The following is a 15,029-nucleotide window of genomic DNA, read 5'->3' as shown; positions in this document are numbered from 1 at the left end:
GCCGACGCGGCCCTTCGGTCCTCCGGCCGCCGGTCCGCCCGGGCCCCGCGATCCCGGAGCGCCGGGCGCGCCCTGGCCCTGCTCACCGCCCGGTCCGCCCTGAGCCCCAGGACGCTTCGAGCCGCTCTGCCCGGCTCCCGGCGGCGTGGCGCGAAGCTTCTCGGTGGCCGCCGGATCGGGTTTCTGAATGGGCAGGATCGTGGTGGCGTCGTCGGACGGATTCGATATCGCGGGAACGTCTTGTGGGGCTTCGTTTTTCGTGTCCGGCGCCGTAGTGCCTCCACCGCCGTTCGCGCCGGACTGCTGCGCCGGGCCGGACTTCGCGGTCTTCCCGCCGCCCTTGCCGGACGAAACCTTGGGCAAAGCAACGGTTTTCGAATCGTCGTCGCTCTCGCCGGACGCGCTCTCGTTCGCGGCGGCGCTCGGCGCGTTCGGGCCCGGCGCGGCGGTGCGTGCGGACCCGGCGGCGCCCTGGCCGGTTGCGGCACTCCCGGCGTCGGCAGCCTTCGCGGTTTTCGCACCCTCGGCGCCCTTCGCGGTGCGCTCGGCGTCGGGTGCGGCGGCCGGGCCATTCGTTTTCGCCGGGCCGTTCGCGGCGGCCGCTCCGGCAGTGCCGGCCGTGGCGTCGGACTTGCCGGAGTTCTCGGAGGTGGGAGCCTTGCCGGTCTCCTCGGGCTTCTTGCCGGATTCATCGCGCCTGGGGATGGCGACCGTCTCCGCTTCACCCGCCCCATCGCTCGGCGCGGTGCCCGCCTTGACGGCGCCGGCCGCCGCGCCACCGCCGCTCGGTGTCGAGCCGGGCGCAGCGGCGGGCGACTTGCCTGAGCCGGGAGCGCCGGGACCGCCGGACTTCGTACCGGAGGCGTTCGGGCCGGACTTGTCACCCGCGGCGGAACTCGCCTGTCCCGCAGCGCCTTTTGCCCCCGGTGTGCGAATGACCTGGGTTTGCGCCGACGGTGACGGCATGGGAGCGGTGGGGGCGGCGCCGGGAAGTTGATCCCGGGAGATGCGCTGGGTGCGGTCCGGGGCGCCGGTGTCCGGTTCGCGACCGGCGGTGGTCCCGCCCTGGGCGCCGGGCTTCGCCGGTCCGTCCGGACCCGCACCGGATGCAGCCTGACGCGGGCGGTCGCCGGAGGCGCCCTGGTGCGGCTTCTGGTCGTCGTTCGGGTCGGACACGCGCTACCCCTTGCTCAGTATCAGCTGTCGGTCGTCGACTGTCGGTCTCAGACGGCCAGCCTAATGGGGTGGGGGCGCGTAGGAGGCGGCAGACGCGCAACCATATAAGGCCTCGCCATCAGGAGGGGGACTCGGCATCGGGACCCGCGCACCCGCTGCCCGGCGAGCCGCCGCGGTGGCGGTGCACAATGAAGCCCATGACCTCCTTCGGTGATCTGCTCGGACCGCAGCCGGTATTGCTTCCCGAAAACACGGAAGCCGAACAGGCCCTGCTGGACAACCAGGACCCGGTCCAGGTCGCCGCCGCCCATCCGACGGCCTCCGTGGCCTGGGCGCAGCTGGCCGAGGACGCGCTGGACCGCGCCGGCGTCGTGGGCGCACCCGAGGGCCAGGCCGAGGTGAGCCTCGATGTGGTGGCGGCCTACGCCTTCGCCCGCACGGGCTACCACCGCGGGCTGGACCTGTTGCGCCGCAACGGGTGGAAGGGCTTCGGCCCGGTGCCGTGGAGCCACGAACCCAACCAGGGCTTCCTCCGTGCGGTCGGCGCCCTCGCCCGCGCCGCCCAGGCCATCGGCGAGAGCGACGAATACGCCCGCTGCCTGGATCTGCTCGAGGATTGCGATCCCCGCGCCGCCGCCGAACTCGGATTGGACTGAGACTGGCCGGCACGGAACGGTTCGCGACCGCCATCACCGTCGATGCGGTTCGCGACAGCGGTAAACAGCGCATGCGCAGTGGCTGGGTGCGTCTGCGCCGGTCCGCGCTTCCGATCTTCCAGTGTGCGGTGGGCGCGGCACTGTCCTGGTTCGTCGCCCACCGGTTGGTGGGGCATCCCCAACCGTTCTTCGCGCCGATGGCCGCGGTCATCTCGATCGGAGTGTCGTTCGGTGCGCGGCTGCGGCGATCGGTGGAACTCGTCGGCGGTGTGGCCGTCGGGATCGGGATCGGCGATTTCTTCATCGGGCAGGTCGGAACCGGGGCGTGGCAGATCGCGCTCGTCGTCGGGGTGGCGATGGCGACCGCGGTATTCCTCGATCGAGGTGCGGTCATCCCGATGCAGGCCGCCAGTTCGGCGGTGCTGGTCGCCACGTTGATGCCGCCGCATACCGGCGGAGGTTTCAATCGCATGGTCGACGCGCTGGTCGGCGGGTTGGTCGGCGTCGTGGTGGTGGCCGCGATTCCGCTGCATCCCGTGCGCCGGGCCCGGCAGCAGGCCGCCGATATCCTCACCGTCCTGGGCGCGGCGCTGACCGCATGCGCCGACGGCCTCCATGAGCAGAACGCGGAGAAGGTCCGCGCCGCATTGCATTCCGTGCGCGGCACGCAACCGCAGATCGACGGTTTGCGCAACGCCGTCGAAGGCGGCCGCGAGGTCAGCCGGATCTCGCCGCTGTACTGGAATTCCCGGCCCCGGCTGGAGGCGATTCGCGCGGCGGTCGACCCGCTCGACAATGCCGTGCGCAATACCCGAGTGCTGTTGCGCCGCGCGCTGACTCTGGTGCGCGACGACGAAATCCTCGATCCCCGAATGATCGCCGAGGTCGAAGAACTGGGGCAGGCGGTGGAAGTGGTGCGCCGCTACATGGTTGCCGAACCCGGTGAACAGCCCGATGCCGCCGAGGCGACACGCGTCCTGCGGCGGGTGGCGAAGGGCGCGACCAAGGATCTGGTCGCGGGCGCCGGCCTGTCCTCGCACGTGGTCTTCGCCCAATTGCGTTCCATCGTGGTCGATCTGATGCAGGTCTGCGGGATCAAACGCCTGTCGGCGATCGCGTTGCTGCCGCCCACCGTGCGGAACCCCTATGTGGCGCCCGAGGATTGACCGGACGTGACGCCACCCGTGGGAACCCTTGCGGCAGGGCGTGTTCGGTAGCCTCGCCGGGCCGGAGATTTCCCGAGCGAGCGCTCCGGTACCAGTAGTCGCCGAGCGGTCCGCGAGGTCGCCGGGTCCGGCTGCGCACGGCCGACGCGGCCGAATCGGGTAGTCGACTACTCGTGTCGCGGGTCGGCGCGGATCGTACGTTTGTCTCGACCGCGTCGACGAGGGGTGGCGCGGTCGGAAAACTTCGCGACGGATGCGACGTGCGGCCGATTGGTGTGCGGCCGACCGCGTAGGGGGCGGGAGCTCCGTCGCGAAGAGGGCCGCCCGGTTCCTGTTCGCCGGCGAATCGAACGGGAATCGGGCGCGCCCGCCGAAACGCGTGTCAGGTCCAGAAGCGGGTCAGATAACTGCCGATGGCCGCCCAGTCCGACGGCACGCCGGACAGTTCGAACACCCAGTAGACGGCATCGAAGAACACGCGATTGAGCTCCGGCACCCACAGAATCGCGAGCAACAGCAGCAGCCCGAACGGCTTCACCTGATCCAGCGACCGCCGTGTCTGATAACTGAGCGACGGCTCCACGATCGCGTAGCCGTCGGTTCCCGGAATCGGCAGCAGATTCAGAATCGTCGCGGTGATCTGCAGAAACGCCAGGAAACTGAGGCCGAACCAGAACGCCGCGTGGTCATGGGTGGAGCCGGCGAATCGGACGATCACCAGCAGCACCACCGCGCACAACGCGTTGACCGCCGGACCGGCCGCGCTGATCGCACGCTGGGTGCGCGTCGAAAAGTTCTGCGTATTCAGATAGACCGCGCCACCGGGCAGTGCGAATCCGCCCAGCGCGATGAAGAAGATCGGCAGCGCGATCGACAGCAGGGGATGGCTGTATTTCACCGGATTCAGCGTCAGGTACCCGCGCATCTGCACTTCGCGATCCCCGGCCCGATACGCCGTGTAGGCGTGGCCGAATTCGTGCAGGCACACGCTGAGAATCCAGCCCGCCACCACGAAGACGAACACTCCGGCCTTGGCCCGGGTGGACAGCGGATCGGCATCCCAGGCCAGCGCCCCGCCCAGCGCGGTGATCACCACGATCAGCAAGAAGATCGGACTCGGGTGCACCACTCTCCGAGCCGGAAAGGAGTATGTCATCGCACCAGCAGCCAGGGCTCGTGATGACGGTAGAAACTCGACCGCGGCACCGTGCGATCGGCGGCGATGCCGTCGCGCGTCACCGCCGCCCCCGGTGATCCCAGCTGTACGGCGCGCCCGGCCACCCAGCGCTTCTTACCCCAGCCGCGCTGCACCGTGGCGCGCACGCCCGGCATCTCGAGGGTGGGTGAAACATGCAGCGCCGCAACCTTTCCGGTGAACAACCGGACCTCGTCGACGTACGCCTCCCCCTCGAGTTTGCCGCCGTCGCGGCCGGTGATCGTGGCCCGGCCGACCAGGACGGTGCCGGTCTCGTCGCGGATCAGAGGGGTGGGCTCGGCGCGGCCCTCCAGCGCGCGTTTGGCGGCGTGCGAGCCCGTGCCGGTCTGATATGCCCGGGAACCGTAGGTGCGATCCACCGGCACATAGCCGATTTCGACGGTCAGCCGTTCGGTGCGCAGCAGATGGGTGAGCACCGCGGCCAGACCGGCATCCTCACCGAGCACGATGAGCCGCGGCTGGTTGTCGGCAGCCAGGACCGGAAGCAGTTCGTCCAGTTCTGCGGTGTCGGGAATCGCCGTGGTCTGGGTGGTGGGCAGCGACGCGAGCGCGATGGGCACGGGAGCGCCGTTGCAGCGGAGAACATGAGTACTCAACTGCCGAACACCCTCCTCGGACCTGCCAACGCCATCGCCCTCGCTGCCTACCGGGCGCACCCCTGCCGGGACGCCTCCGCAGGCCACTGTAATCGGCTCGGGCGGTCGGCGCGCTCTCCGCTGCGCCACGCGGGGAAGGAGGTGGCTGGTTACGGCACGAATTGTGTCCACTAGACTGTCCCTCCGGCCACCGCCACTTGGCGCGAGCGACGGGCCTCGGGAGCGCCGTCATCGGGCTCTGCAACGGCAGGTAGCTGCAGCGTCGCCGATGCTGCGTGTCGAAACCGTAGGAGACTCCCATGCCGGCAATCGTGCTGATCGGCGCCCAGTGGGGCGACGAGGGTAAGGGCAAAGCTACCGATCTGCTCGGTGGCCGCGTCCAGTGGGTGGTCCGCTACCAGGGTGGCAACAACGCAGGTCACACCGTGGTCCTGCCGAACGGCGACAACTTCGCGCTACACCTCATCCCGTCCGGCATCCTGACGCCGGGTGTCACCAATGTCATCGGCAACGGTGTCGTCATCGACCCGGGTGTGCTGCTCGACGAACTCGCCGGACTGGAACAGCGCTCCGTGGACACCTCCCGGCTGCTGCTGTCGGCGGACGCGCACCTGATCATGCCGTACCACGTGGCCATCGATAAGGTCACCGAACGTTTCCTCGGCAACAAGAAGATCGGCACCACCGGACGCGGCATCGGCCCCTGCTATCAGGACAAGGTGGCCCGCGTGGGCGTGCGTGTCGCCGATGTGCTGGACGAGAAGATCCTCACCCAGAAGGTCGAAGCCGCACTGGAATTCAAGAACCAGGTGCTGGTGAAGATCTACAACCGGCGCGCACTCGACCCGCAGCAGGTGGTCGACGAGGTGCTGAATCAGGCCGAAGGTTTCAAGCACCGCATCAGCGATACCCGGCTGCTGCTCAATCAGGCGCTGGAGAACGGCGAGACCGTCCTGCTGGAGGGTTCGCAGGGGACCCTGCTCGACGTCGACCACGGCACCTATCCCTATGTGACGTCGTCGAATCCGACCTCCGGCGGTGCAGCGGTGGGCGCGGGCGTGGGACCCAACAAGATCACCACGGTGCTCGGCATCCTCAAGGCCTACACCACGCGCGTCGGCTCCGGCCCGTTCCCGACCGAACTGTTCGACCAGTCCGGTGAGTATCTCGCCAAGACCGGCGGTGAGGTCGGCGTGACCACCGGCCGTGCCCGCCGCACCGGCTGGTTCGACGCGGTGATCGCCCGCTACGCGACCCGGGTCAACGGCATCACCGACTACTTCCTCACCAAGCTGGATGTGCTGTCCAGCCTGGACCGCGTGCCGATCTGCGTGGCCTACGAGATCGACGGCGAGCGGGTAGAGCAGATGCCGACCACCCAGACCGAATTTCACCACGCCAAGCCCATCTACGAGGAGATGCCGGGCTGGTGGGAGGACATCTCCGGAGCGCGCAGCTTCGACGACCTGCCGGCCAACGCGCGGGCGTACGTCGAACGGCTGGAGGAGCTTTCCGGCGCCCGCGTGTCCTGCATCGGCGTCGGACCCGGCCGTGACGAGACGATCGTGCGTCACGACGTCCTGAACCATCAGTAGCAGGTGAGGGGCGCCAAGGGTTCGGTGGCGTGCGGGGTCAGCGAAGCGTAGGTCGCCGCGATCGACTTCACCGCCACCCGCAGATCGGATTCGGTGTGGGTGAACGGGATTCGCAGGAACCGTTCGAAGGCGCCTTGGACCCCGAAACGGGGTCCGGCGGCCAGCAGTACGCCGTGATTCGGCGCGGTGGCGGCGAGAGCGGTCGAGACGGGAGCCGGAAGTTGCACCCAGATCGACATGCCGCCGCAACCGGGACTCACCTGCCAGTCGGGCAATTCCTCGGACAGGGCGTCCAAGAGAGCCGCACGCCGGCTGCGTAGTTGTTCGCGGCGTTGTTCGAGGATGACGTCGGCATGATCGAGCAGATAGCCGGTTGCCAGCTGGTCCATCACGGGCGTGCCGAGGTCCACCGTGGAGCGGGTGCCGAGAAGTTTCGCGATGAGCGACTGGTTAGCGCGAATCCAGCCCACGCGCAGGCCGCCCCAGAACGACTTGGATGCCGACCCGATCGTCACGATCTCCGAACCGCGTGCGAAAGCCGCCGCCGGAGGAGGGGTTTCGCCGTCGAGCTGCTGATCGACCATGGACTCGTCGACGATCACCGTCATGCGGGTCTCGCGGGCGATCGCGGCCAGTTCCGCCCGGGCGTCGGCGCTCATCAGCAGGCCGGTCGGATTGTTGAAGTCCGGCACCAGGTAGGCGGTGCTCGCGGCGGTTTGCCGTGCGGCACTGCGGATTCCGTCGAGATCCCAGGCGGCATCCGGTTGTTCGGGGCGCAGCGGCACCGGGACCGGCCGGGCGCCGACGTCGCGGATCGCCTCGATCGCGTTGGGATAGGTCGGGTGGTCGATCAGGACGCGTTCGGCGGGTGCGGTGAGCACATTGAGGAGCAGCCGAAGTCCGTGCTGCGCACCGAGAGTCACCAGAATCTGATCCGGCTCGGTGGGCAGGCCGCGCTCGGTGTAGCGGCGCGCGAGCATCTCCCGCAGCGGCAGCACGCCCACCGGGTCCATGCCGTGGGTGCCGAGATAGATCGGAAGACCCTGCAGCGCAGCCGAATACGCGTCGTTCATCTGCGGCGGCGCCGACATCGCGGCGTAGGTGAGGTCGATGGTGGGCTGGGCCGTCGGTGACATCACCGCCAGGATGCTGCGGGCCGGTTTGGTGCCGTCGTGTGCGACGTCGGAGGGCAGGGCGACCGTGCTGCGCGAGCCCTGCCGGCTGATCAGATAGCCGTGCTCCCGCAGCAGCGCGTAGGCGGAGGTGACGGTGGTGCGGCTGACGCCCAGCGCGGTCGCCAGATCGCGTTCGCTGGGCAGCGCGATACCCAGCGGGGCGCGACCGTCGTGGATCAGCAGGCGGATACTCTCCGCGAGTGCCAGATAGGCCGGGCGCGCACCCCGGCGGGCGGTGCCGGATTCGTCGTGTCGCCAGCGGCCCAGGTCGCGGGTGAGGGTGGCCGCACTGATCACGCGTATCGCCATAGAGGCCAGTATCCGGGTAGTGGCTATTTGATTCAAGTCCAGATGCGGGCAGGGTGGACCTCATGTTCTCCGGTCTTGCCGCCCTGCTGGTCGTCGTGGTGGTTCTCGTGGCCGTCTATCGCTACGCCACCGGATCCGGCCGCCGGGTGGTCGCACTCTTCGAGCGGTATCGTCCGCATGCGCCGATGGCGGATTGGTCGCTGGGAGAGGCGGATCGCCGTGGTCGGGTCCGGGATCTCGCGGTCGGGCGCGGCCGCGGGATCGGTGTGGCACGGGACCGGTCGGCGACTCGACCGCCTGCGTCGCCCTGACCTTCGGGGACGGCATCAGTCCAGTCGCGTGGTACTGGACTGCAACAGCCGGGAATGTCGGACCCTCGGTGCACACTGTGGGGTATGTCTGCGGGCAAGTTGTCCTCGGTCGCGGTAACCGAATTCGATACCGCCATCGGCCGATGCGCCATGGGATGGACCGACGACGGCGTCGTGCGGTTCCAACTGCCGGAAGTCGCCGGCGTGCGCGCCCCGGAACGGGTCGAATCTCCGGAGCTCGCCGAATCCCCCGGGCTCGTCGGATCCCCGGAACGTGACGAATCCGCGCCGCTCGCCGATTCCCCGGACGCTTCCGCCCTCATGTCCGGCATGCTGCGCCGCGGAGTGGACGCGATCGCGGCCGCGAGGGTTCGCACCGTCGAACCGTCCGGTGTGATGGCCGAGGCGATCCGGGCCATTCGCGCGCACCTGACCGGCGAACTCGACGATCTGCGGTGGATTGCGGTGGACTATCGCGCGCAACCGGAATTCCATCGCGCGGTCTACGACATCACGCGCACCATCGCCCCGGGACACACTCTCACCTACGGCGAGGTCGCCGCCCGCGCCGGAGCGCCCGGCGCGGCCCAAGCCGTCGGACAAGCCTTGGGCCGCAATCCCATTCCCTTGATCGTGCCCTGCCACCGCGTGCTGGCGGCCGATCACGGACTGCACGGCTTCTCCGCGCCCGGCGGCATCGCGACCAAGGCCCGCCTGCTCGAAATCGAACGCACCTCGGGATTCGGGGAACCGACCCTGTTCTGAGCGCCGGTGGGCCGGCTGGGCGACCGCACCGAGTCGCCGGCGCCGATGGCTGCTATTTGTGTTCGGGGTTCGGGTTGATCGCGCCTTGGATGCCGTCGTTGGCGCGGTTGACGCCGTCGACCACCGCATCCGGTACGGCATCCGGCACCGGCGCGCTGAAGCCGCCCACGCGCACTTCGCGCGGAGCGGGCGGTTCGGTCGGCTTCGGTTCCGGCTTCGGCGCCGCCCGGGGCGCGGACTGCGGAGCCGGTACGTGTTGCGGTGAGGCGGAACGCAATTCGGCGGGCTCGTCGGAAGGAGCCGGGGCATCCGGGGTGGTGACACCGGGCTGAACCGGACCGGTCGCCGCGGCCGTACCGGCGAAACCGAGGACCACCGCGAGCGGCACCGCCGCCATCGCGACCCGAATACCCGTCATCAGATACCGATTTCGACGGATCACGCCGAGCACCACCCTCATCAGCAGCCTGCCTGTGTGGCGACCACGGCCGCCGCCAGCATCGTAATCGACCGCTAGCGGCGACGCAGTGTCGAATTCCGCACAGCGACGGCCTCCTGCCGTGGTCGGACACGCGGCATATCCCGTCGAACGATGTATGCCCGGGAGCGGAGGCCTACCGTAGATGTCATGACGAAGGGGAGTGGCGGGCGAGACAGCATGGGACACGAACGGAAAGCGTCACCTCCGGCCCGCGATATCCGCCGCCGGCTCGCGGTGCCGGTGCAGCGGTACATCGCGATTCCCGTGGGCAGCCGGGTCGCGCGATACCTCGGCGGACTCGCCGTACTGGAGACGACCGGACGGCGCAGTGGTCAGCCGCGGCGGACGCCGATCGGGGGGAGGCTGGTCGGCTCCTCCTACTGGTTCGTCTCCGAATTCGGGCGCGATTCGCAGTACGTGCGCAATATCGTCGCGAATCCCAAGGTGCGCTTGCAGATTCGCGGTGTCTGGCACGACGGCACGGCGGTCCTGCTCGACGAGGACGATGCGCGGGCACGGCTGCGCAAGCTCAACCGCGTCAACAGTTCGGTCGTGCGCGCCGTCGGCTCGAACCTGCTGACGATTCGCATCGACCTGGAGTGACTCGGCCCGGCCGCGGCGAAAGGTTCAGCGCTGTTTGCCTCGCGGTGGCTCGCCGCGCATCAGATCGGCGAGCGCCTCGCGATCGGTGACGTCGAGCTTCATACAGGCCCGATAGAGATGTCCCTCGACGGTCCGCACCGACACCGTCAGCCGATCCGCGATCTGCCGATTGCTGAGTCCGGCCGCGACCAGATTGGCGATTTCGCGTTCCCGCGCGGTGAGCGGAAGTGGTTGTGCCGATTGCCGAAGCGCCGGTGTGCTCGCGCCGCCGCAGGCCGCGGCCAGGCGATTGGCGGTCGCGGCGGATTCGAGCAATCGGCGCCGATCGCCGTGCCGCTCGTGCGCCGAGGCGGCCTGCGCGGCGGCGTCGGCGGCCGAGAGCAGGGCGCCCATTCGCTCGAATTCCGCTGCGGCATTGTCCAATCCGGGGCCGTCCTGGGAGGCCACGGCCACCGCGTGGCGAGCCTGCACCTGCACCAGCGCGCCGTCGATCCGCGCCGCGATATCGGCGAGCCGCCCGGCCACGGTGCGGTCGCCGAAGCGGGCCGCGGTGTGCAGGGCCATGGCCTCGATCGCGTGCTGGTGGGACCGGGCCGCGGCGTCGGCGGCGCCGATGGCCAGCCGCACGGCCGGGGCGACGGTGCCTTCGGCCGCGGCCTGCCACGCGCGCGCGATTTCGAGCTGCGGTTCGTAGACCGCACTGTGCCGGCCACCGCGCAGCCGCGCCTCGGCGATCGTCTCGGCGGCCTCCGCGGCCCGGCCCAAGGCCGAATAAGCTTCGGCGAGACGAATTCTCGCCGGGAACATCCACGCGGCGGCGCCCTCGGCGGTCAGCGCCGCGAGCGCCTGTTCGAGATTCTCGACGCCCTCCGGGAAGTGCCCCTGTGCCACGTCGACGGTGCCCTGCAGGATCTTCGAGAGCCCCCAGGCCAGATACTGTCCCGGCGCCGAATATCCGAAATAGCCGGAGGCACAGCGACGTGCGGCCTCCAGTTCACCGGTGAAGGTGAGCGCCAGCACCTCCGCGTGCGCGGACATGAAGCGCGTCGGCCCGTCGACCTGCTCCTCGACCTGATGGCCGCGCAGGGTGTATTCGCGCGCGGCCGCACTGCGGCCCATCAGCGCGAGCGCCAGACCGCCGCCGAACGATGCCCACCACACCGCCCAGGCCGGCGCGTCCGGTGTGGACATCACCGCCTCGGCGTCGGTGAAGGCCTCCTCCAAGCGGTTTTCGTTCACCTCGCACGCGGAAGCCAAGCCCCGCAACGTCAGGACGATCTTCGGATGCCGGACCCGGCTGCGCACCAGGGACAGCACCTCGTCGGCCCGGTCGGCATCGCCCATGGCCCACAACAGATTCGAGACGCGGGTGCTGCCCCAGCGGGCCAGCTGCACCTCGTTCAACTGATCCGGATCGAAACTGGCCAGGGTGCGTTCGGCCTCGATGCGATGTCCCTGCCACAGCAGCGCGCGCGCCAGCAGATCCGCGGACTCGACACCGCCTCGGCGCTCCACCGCCGCGCGCGCGAACCGTTCACCGAGGGGGATGTTCGCCAGCCCGATGGCATCGGCCGCGGCCGCCTCGAACAACTCCAGATCCGCGGATTTGTCACTGTCCAAAGCCAATTCGGCCAGCCGGATGCGATCAGAGGCGGATTTGATCGGCCGCTCCCGCAGCGACGAATACAACCGGCCCCGGAGCCGGCGAGCCGAGGCGATACCGAGCCGCCGCCGGATCACCTCGCCGAACAGCGGATGGTTGTAGCGCACCAGCAACTGGTGACCGTTCTCGACAATCCGGATCACACCACGGGTTTCGGCCTGTTCGACCGCATCCTCGCCGGCCAGTTCGGCCAGTACGTCGAGATCGATGGGCTCGCAGAAGGTGAGCAGTTCCAGGACGCGCAGCACCGACTCCGGCAGCTGCTCGACGCGATCCTCCAGCAGTGCCGCCAGTTCCGAGGTCACCGCCGCCCGCCCGCGCAGCTGCCACACCCCGTTGACCTGTCGCAGCGTGCCCGCCTCCAGCGCGCCCTCCACGAGATGACGCAGGAACAGGGCATTGCCGCCCGAGGATTCCCACATCAGATTGGCGGTGAACCCCTCCAGCTGCCCGCCGAGCATGGATTCGACCAGTTCGACGCTCTGCGGTTCGGAGAACGGCGTGAGGTCGATCCGCAGCAGATGCCCGTCCTTCCACAGCGAGGTCACCGCGTCCGGCACCTGCACCCCGCTGCGTACCGTGCAGACGATCCGCGCGGCCTTGTCGATGGCCAACTGCAGCAGCAGTGTTGCCGAGAGCTGATCGAGCAGGTGGGCATCGTCGACGCCGATGATGGTGTCGCCGTCGGACAGCAGCGCCTCCCGCGCGGCGGCCATGAACGTGACCGGGTCGTGTGCGGTGTACACGCCGACCATATGCGCGAACACGCCGAGCGGAATACTGCGTGCGGACTCGGTGCCCGCCACCCAGCGCACACTCCCGCCCACCGCGGCCGTCGCCTGCCGCGCCAGGGTCGTCTTCCCTACCCCCGCGTCGCCGGTCAGGATCGCGCCGACGAATTCGGTGCCGGTCAACGCCGCGCGAATCGACTCCAATTCGCCACCGCGCTCGATCATCGGCCAGTTCCGAGCCATGAAATTACTGTAGTGCCTTGGCGAATTTGCGCGGAATGAACGAACCGCGAACGGCCGCAGCCCTATCCAGCGCAAATGCCGGCGTGCCGGGAACGCCCCGGTGGCGGCGCTCGCCACCGGGCGCCGCGTCAGTTCGCCCAGATCTCGTCGATGGCCGTGGCGGCCGAGGGAGGCGGGGTGGGGGTGCCGCCTTGGGTGCGGGAGAAGCGCGGGGCCGGGGCGTGCTGGACCACGCCGTCGATCTCGACCAGGGATTCGCGGGCGGTGATATGGCCGTTCTCGGTGGCCTCGGTGAAGGTGAGGACCGGGGTGCAGCAGGCGTCGGTGCCGTCGAAGATCGCGGCCCATTCGTCGCGGGTCTTGGTCTTGAACTTCTCGGTGAACAGCTTGCGCAGCTGATCCTGGCCGTTGGGGTCGAGTTGCATCGGCAGGCCCTCGGGGTCGATCTCGAGACCCTTCAGGAATTCGGCGTAGAACTGCGGTTCGATGCAGCCGACGGCCATGTACTTGCCGTCGGAGGTCTCGTAGGTGTCGTAGAAGGCCATACCGGTGTCGAGCAGGTTGGTGCCCCGCTCGTCCGACCACAGGCCCATGCCGCGCATACCCCAGATCATGTGCGAGAGGGAGAGCGCACCGTCGATCATCGCGGCGTCGATCACCTGGCCCTTACCGGAGATCGACCGCTCCACCAGCGCGGAGAGCACACCCATCACCAGGAACATCGAACCGCCGCCGAAGTCGCCGACCATGTTCAGCGGCGGGACCGGGCGCTCACCCTTGCGGCCGATGGCGTTGAGCACACCGGTCAGCGAGATGTAGTTGATGTCGTGGCCGGCGCGGTCGGCGAGCGGGCCGTACTGTCCCCACCCGGTCATCCGGCCGTAGATCAGGCGCGGGTTGCGCTCGAGGGTGACGTCCGGGCCCAGTCCCATCCGCTCGGTGACGCCGGGCCGGAAACCCTCCAGCAGCACATCGGCCTTGTCGATCAGGCCGAGCACCTTCTCGATATCGGCGGGATCCTTGAGGTTGGCCTCGACGATGGTGCGTCCCCGCCACTGCGGTCGTTCCATGAATCCCGGCAGCTGGCCGGGACGCTGCACGCGCACCACATCGGCGCCCAGATCGGCCAGCAGCAGTGCCGCGTGCGGGCCGGGGCCGATTCCGGCCAGCTCCAGAACCTTGATGCCCGCGAGTGGGCCCTGTCCGGTGGTGGTGGATGAAGTGCTCACGCCCTACCTCGGTTCGTCGTCGATCCTGCGACCGGCGGCGCGCGCCGGTGTTGACACTACGACAATAAGCGGTGGATGTGACGCACGGCATCCGGGTGCGGTGTGCGCGGCTATTCGATGATCCGCAGCGGTCGCGTCCGGTCCGGGGGCTGGTTCCGTTTCGGCGGCTGGGGCAGTTCCGAGCGGCGCAGCCGCAGCGTCGGCGGTTCGGTGCGCGGAATCGGCAGCGTCGGCACGGGATCCTCGGCCGAGCGCACCTTCATCGGCAGCCGGTAGCAGGCGCGGGCGTTGTCCTCGAGCACCCGGTACATATCCGCGCCGACGGCCCGGCCGATGATCTCGATATCGGCATCGCGGAACGGCCGTCCGGCCCGATTGCCCGGCAGATCGGAGCCGAACATCAGCGCACCGGGATTGACCGCGTGCACCCGCCGCATCGCCGATTCCACATCCATCGACACCCGACCGAATCCGGAGGCTTTCACCCGGGCCCCGCGATCGACCAGATTCAGCAGATAGGGCAGGCACTCGTCGGACATGCCCATGTGGTCGATGCTCAGCGCCGGCAGTTTGGAGATGACCGGTTCCAGCGAGCCCAGCATGGATCCGTCGATGTAGAGCTCGACATGCCAGCCGGCGAGTTCGTAGGCGCGCACGGCCTGCATGGTCAGCGTGACGATGTCGACCGCGGCGCGCTTGAGATTGAACCGGATGGCCCGCACCCCGGCCCGGTCCAGTTCGATGATCTGCTCGTCGGTGACGTCCGAAGGCAGATTGATCACGCCGACCCAGTTCGGCCCGAGTTCGGCCAATGCGGCGATCATGAACGTCGAGTCGGTGCCCTGGAAGGACGCACTCACCACCGCACCACCGTCGACATCGAAGTGCGCCATGCGCTTTCGATAGTCGGCGATGGTGTACGGCTCCGGCAGGTAGCCCTGATTCTCGACCAGCGGATACCGCGGGTCGATGATGTGAACGTGTGAATCGAACACGTGATCAGCATGCCTCAGGTCGGTGACGAATGCGGATCCGGCGTGGTGTTCAGACCTTGTGCGGCTCGCTCGCGCGCAGCATGTCCTCGCGTTCGACGACCTTGACCCGCTCGCGGCCC

General features: G+C 68.9%; 14 protein-coding genes. 6 read left to right on the top strand and 8 right to left on the bottom strand.

From position 1 onward, the window contains the following. Positions 1–1,176 (bottom strand): hypothetical protein (locus ACPCUW_RS34795; protein ID WP_423429633.1); only part of this gene is annotated, 1,176 nt, incomplete at its 3' end. A 197-nt stretch (positions 1,177–1,373) separates the two neighbouring features. Here ACPCUW_RS34795 and ACPCUW_RS34790 point away from each other — a divergent pair. Next, a complete protein-coding gene (locus ACPCUW_RS34790; protein ID WP_030516647.1) occupies positions 1,374–1,832 on the top strand; it encodes a DUF3151 domain-containing protein in 459 nt (152 codons plus the stop codon). A gap of 71 nt (positions 1,833–1,903) precedes the next feature. Continuing rightward, positions 1,904–2,998 carry an FUSC family protein gene (locus ACPCUW_RS34785; protein ID WP_063018756.1) on the top strand — a complete coding sequence of 365 codons (1,095 nt, stop codon included), beginning with the start codon at positions 1,904–1,906 and terminating at the stop codon, positions 2,996–2,998. A gap of 382 nt (positions 2,999–3,380) precedes the next feature. Here the strand turns inward: ACPCUW_RS34785 and ACPCUW_RS34780 are convergent, their stop codons facing one another. Both ACPCUW_RS34780 and ACPCUW_RS34775 read right to left on the bottom strand, forming a co-directional pair. Further along, the gene (locus ACPCUW_RS34780) at positions 3,381–4,154 is read right to left on the bottom strand and encodes a site-2 protease family protein (protein ID WP_082857436.1); all 774 of its coding nucleotides are present in this window, start codon (positions 4,152–4,154) and stop codon (positions 3,381–3,383) included. Further along, positions 4,151–4,774 (bottom strand): hypothetical protein, encoded by a 624-nt coding sequence (locus ACPCUW_RS34775; RefSeq protein ID WP_231953370.1) that lies wholly within the window; start codon positions 4,772–4,774, stop codon positions 4,151–4,153. The genes ACPCUW_RS34780 and ACPCUW_RS34775 overlap by 4 nt, the downstream gene beginning before the upstream one ends. Before the next feature lie 335 nt (positions 4,775–5,109). Between ACPCUW_RS34775 and ACPCUW_RS34770 the strand changes: the two genes are divergently transcribed. Continuing rightward, entirely contained in the window at positions 5,110–6,405 is a 1,296-nt protein-coding gene (locus tag ACPCUW_RS34770; RefSeq protein ID WP_030516643.1) for an adenylosuccinate synthase, read from the top strand. On the opposite strand, the gene ACPCUW_RS34765 is transcribed toward ACPCUW_RS34770, so the two are convergent. Continuing rightward, on the bottom strand, positions 6,399–7,889 hold the full coding sequence (locus ACPCUW_RS34765) for a PLP-dependent aminotransferase family protein (RefSeq protein WP_305781524.1): 1,491 nt from the start codon (positions 7,887–7,889) through the stop codon (positions 6,399–6,401). The genes ACPCUW_RS34770 and ACPCUW_RS34765 overlap by 7 nt on opposite strands. Positions 7,890–7,951: 62 nt before the next feature. Between ACPCUW_RS34765 and ACPCUW_RS34760 the strand changes: the two genes are divergently transcribed. Further along, positions 7,952–8,200: a hypothetical protein gene (locus ACPCUW_RS34760; RefSeq protein ID WP_064927301.1), complete on the top strand. Its 249-nt coding sequence runs from the start codon at positions 7,952–7,954 to the stop codon at positions 8,198–8,200. Between the two features lie 84 nt (positions 8,201–8,284). After that, the gene (locus tag ACPCUW_RS34755) at positions 8,285–8,965 is read left to right on the top strand and encodes a methylated-DNA--[protein]-cysteine S-methyltransferase (RefSeq protein ID WP_305781525.1); all 681 of its coding nucleotides are present in this window, start codon (positions 8,285–8,287) and stop codon (positions 8,963–8,965) included. Positions 8,966–9,017: 52 nt separating this feature from the next. Here ACPCUW_RS34755 and ACPCUW_RS34750 read toward each other — a convergent pair whose 3' ends face one another. Beyond that, a complete protein-coding gene (locus ACPCUW_RS34750) occupies positions 9,018–9,425 on the bottom strand; it encodes a hypothetical protein (protein WP_063018744.1) in 408 nt (135 codons plus the stop codon). 198 nt (positions 9,426–9,623) lie between these two features. On the opposite strand from ACPCUW_RS34750, the gene ACPCUW_RS34745 reads away from it, so the two are divergent. After that, positions 9,624–10,049: a nitroreductase/quinone reductase family protein gene (locus ACPCUW_RS34745; protein WP_305781529.1), complete on the top strand. Its 426-nt coding sequence runs from the start codon at positions 9,624–9,626 to the stop codon at positions 10,047–10,049. Between the two features lie 24 nt (positions 10,050–10,073). Here ACPCUW_RS34745 and ACPCUW_RS34740 read toward each other — a convergent pair whose 3' ends face one another. From ACPCUW_RS34740 to ACPCUW_RS34730, 3 genes are all read right to left on the bottom strand, one after another. After that, positions 10,074–12,686, bottom strand: coding sequence for a LuxR C-terminal-related transcriptional regulator (locus tag ACPCUW_RS34740; protein ID WP_305781526.1), 2,613 nt, complete (start codon positions 12,684–12,686; stop codon positions 10,074–10,076). Between the two features lie 128 nt (positions 12,687–12,814). Continuing rightward, positions 12,815–13,915, bottom strand: a complete 1,101-nt coding sequence (locus tag ACPCUW_RS34735) for a CaiB/BaiF CoA transferase family protein (protein WP_063018738.1) — start codon at positions 13,913–13,915, stop codon at positions 12,815–12,817. Positions 13,916–14,025: 110 nt separating this feature from the next. Next, positions 14,026–14,910, bottom strand: a complete 885-nt coding sequence (locus ACPCUW_RS34730; protein WP_064906136.1) for an amidohydrolase family protein — start codon at positions 14,908–14,910, stop codon at positions 14,026–14,028. Between the last annotated feature and the right edge of the window lie 119 nt (positions 14,911–15,029).

This window comes from Nocardia sp. AB354 (assembly GCF_049538315.1).
In the GTDB taxonomy this organism is placed as follows: Bacteria; Actinomycetota; Actinomycetes; order Mycobacteriales; family Mycobacteriaceae; genus Nocardia; species Nocardia nova.
The sequence above is the reverse complement of the archived record's forward strand: the minus strand, read 5'-3'. Positions and strand labels throughout refer to the sequence as shown.

Coding starts and splice junctions, on each gene's coding strand:
- ACPCUW_RS34755 (WP_305781525.1), top strand. CDS start 8,285: ATGTCTGCGGGCAAGTTGTCCTCGGTCGCGGTAACCGAATTCGATACC.
- ACPCUW_RS34780 (WP_082857436.1), bottom strand. CDS start 4,154: ATGACATACTCCTTTCCGGCTCGGAGAGTGGTGCACCCGAGTCCGATC.
- ACPCUW_RS34770 (WP_030516643.1), top strand. CDS start 5,110: ATGCCGGCAATCGTGCTGATCGGCGCCCAGTGGGGCGACGAGGGTAAG.
- ACPCUW_RS34760 (WP_064927301.1), top strand. CDS start 7,952: ATGTTCTCCGGTCTTGCCGCCCTGCTGGTCGTCGTGGTGGTTCTCGTG.
- ACPCUW_RS34750 (WP_063018744.1), bottom strand. CDS start 9,425: ATGAGGGTGGTGCTCGGCGTGATCCGTCGAAATCGGTATCTGATGACG.
- ACPCUW_RS34790 (WP_030516647.1), top strand. CDS start 1,374: ATGACCTCCTTCGGTGATCTGCTCGGACCGCAGCCGGTATTGCTTCCC.
- ACPCUW_RS34785 (WP_063018756.1), top strand. CDS start 1,904: ATGCGCAGTGGCTGGGTGCGTCTGCGCCGGTCCGCGCTTCCGATCTTC.
- ACPCUW_RS34765 (WP_305781524.1), bottom strand. CDS start 7,889: ATGGCGATACGCGTGATCAGTGCGGCCACCCTCACCCGCGACCTGGGC.
- ACPCUW_RS34740 (WP_305781526.1), bottom strand. CDS start 12,686: ATGGCTCGGAACTGGCCGATGATCGAGCGCGGTGGCGAATTGGAGTCG.
- ACPCUW_RS34745 (WP_305781529.1), top strand. CDS start 9,624: ATGGGACACGAACGGAAAGCGTCACCTCCGGCCCGCGATATCCGCCGC.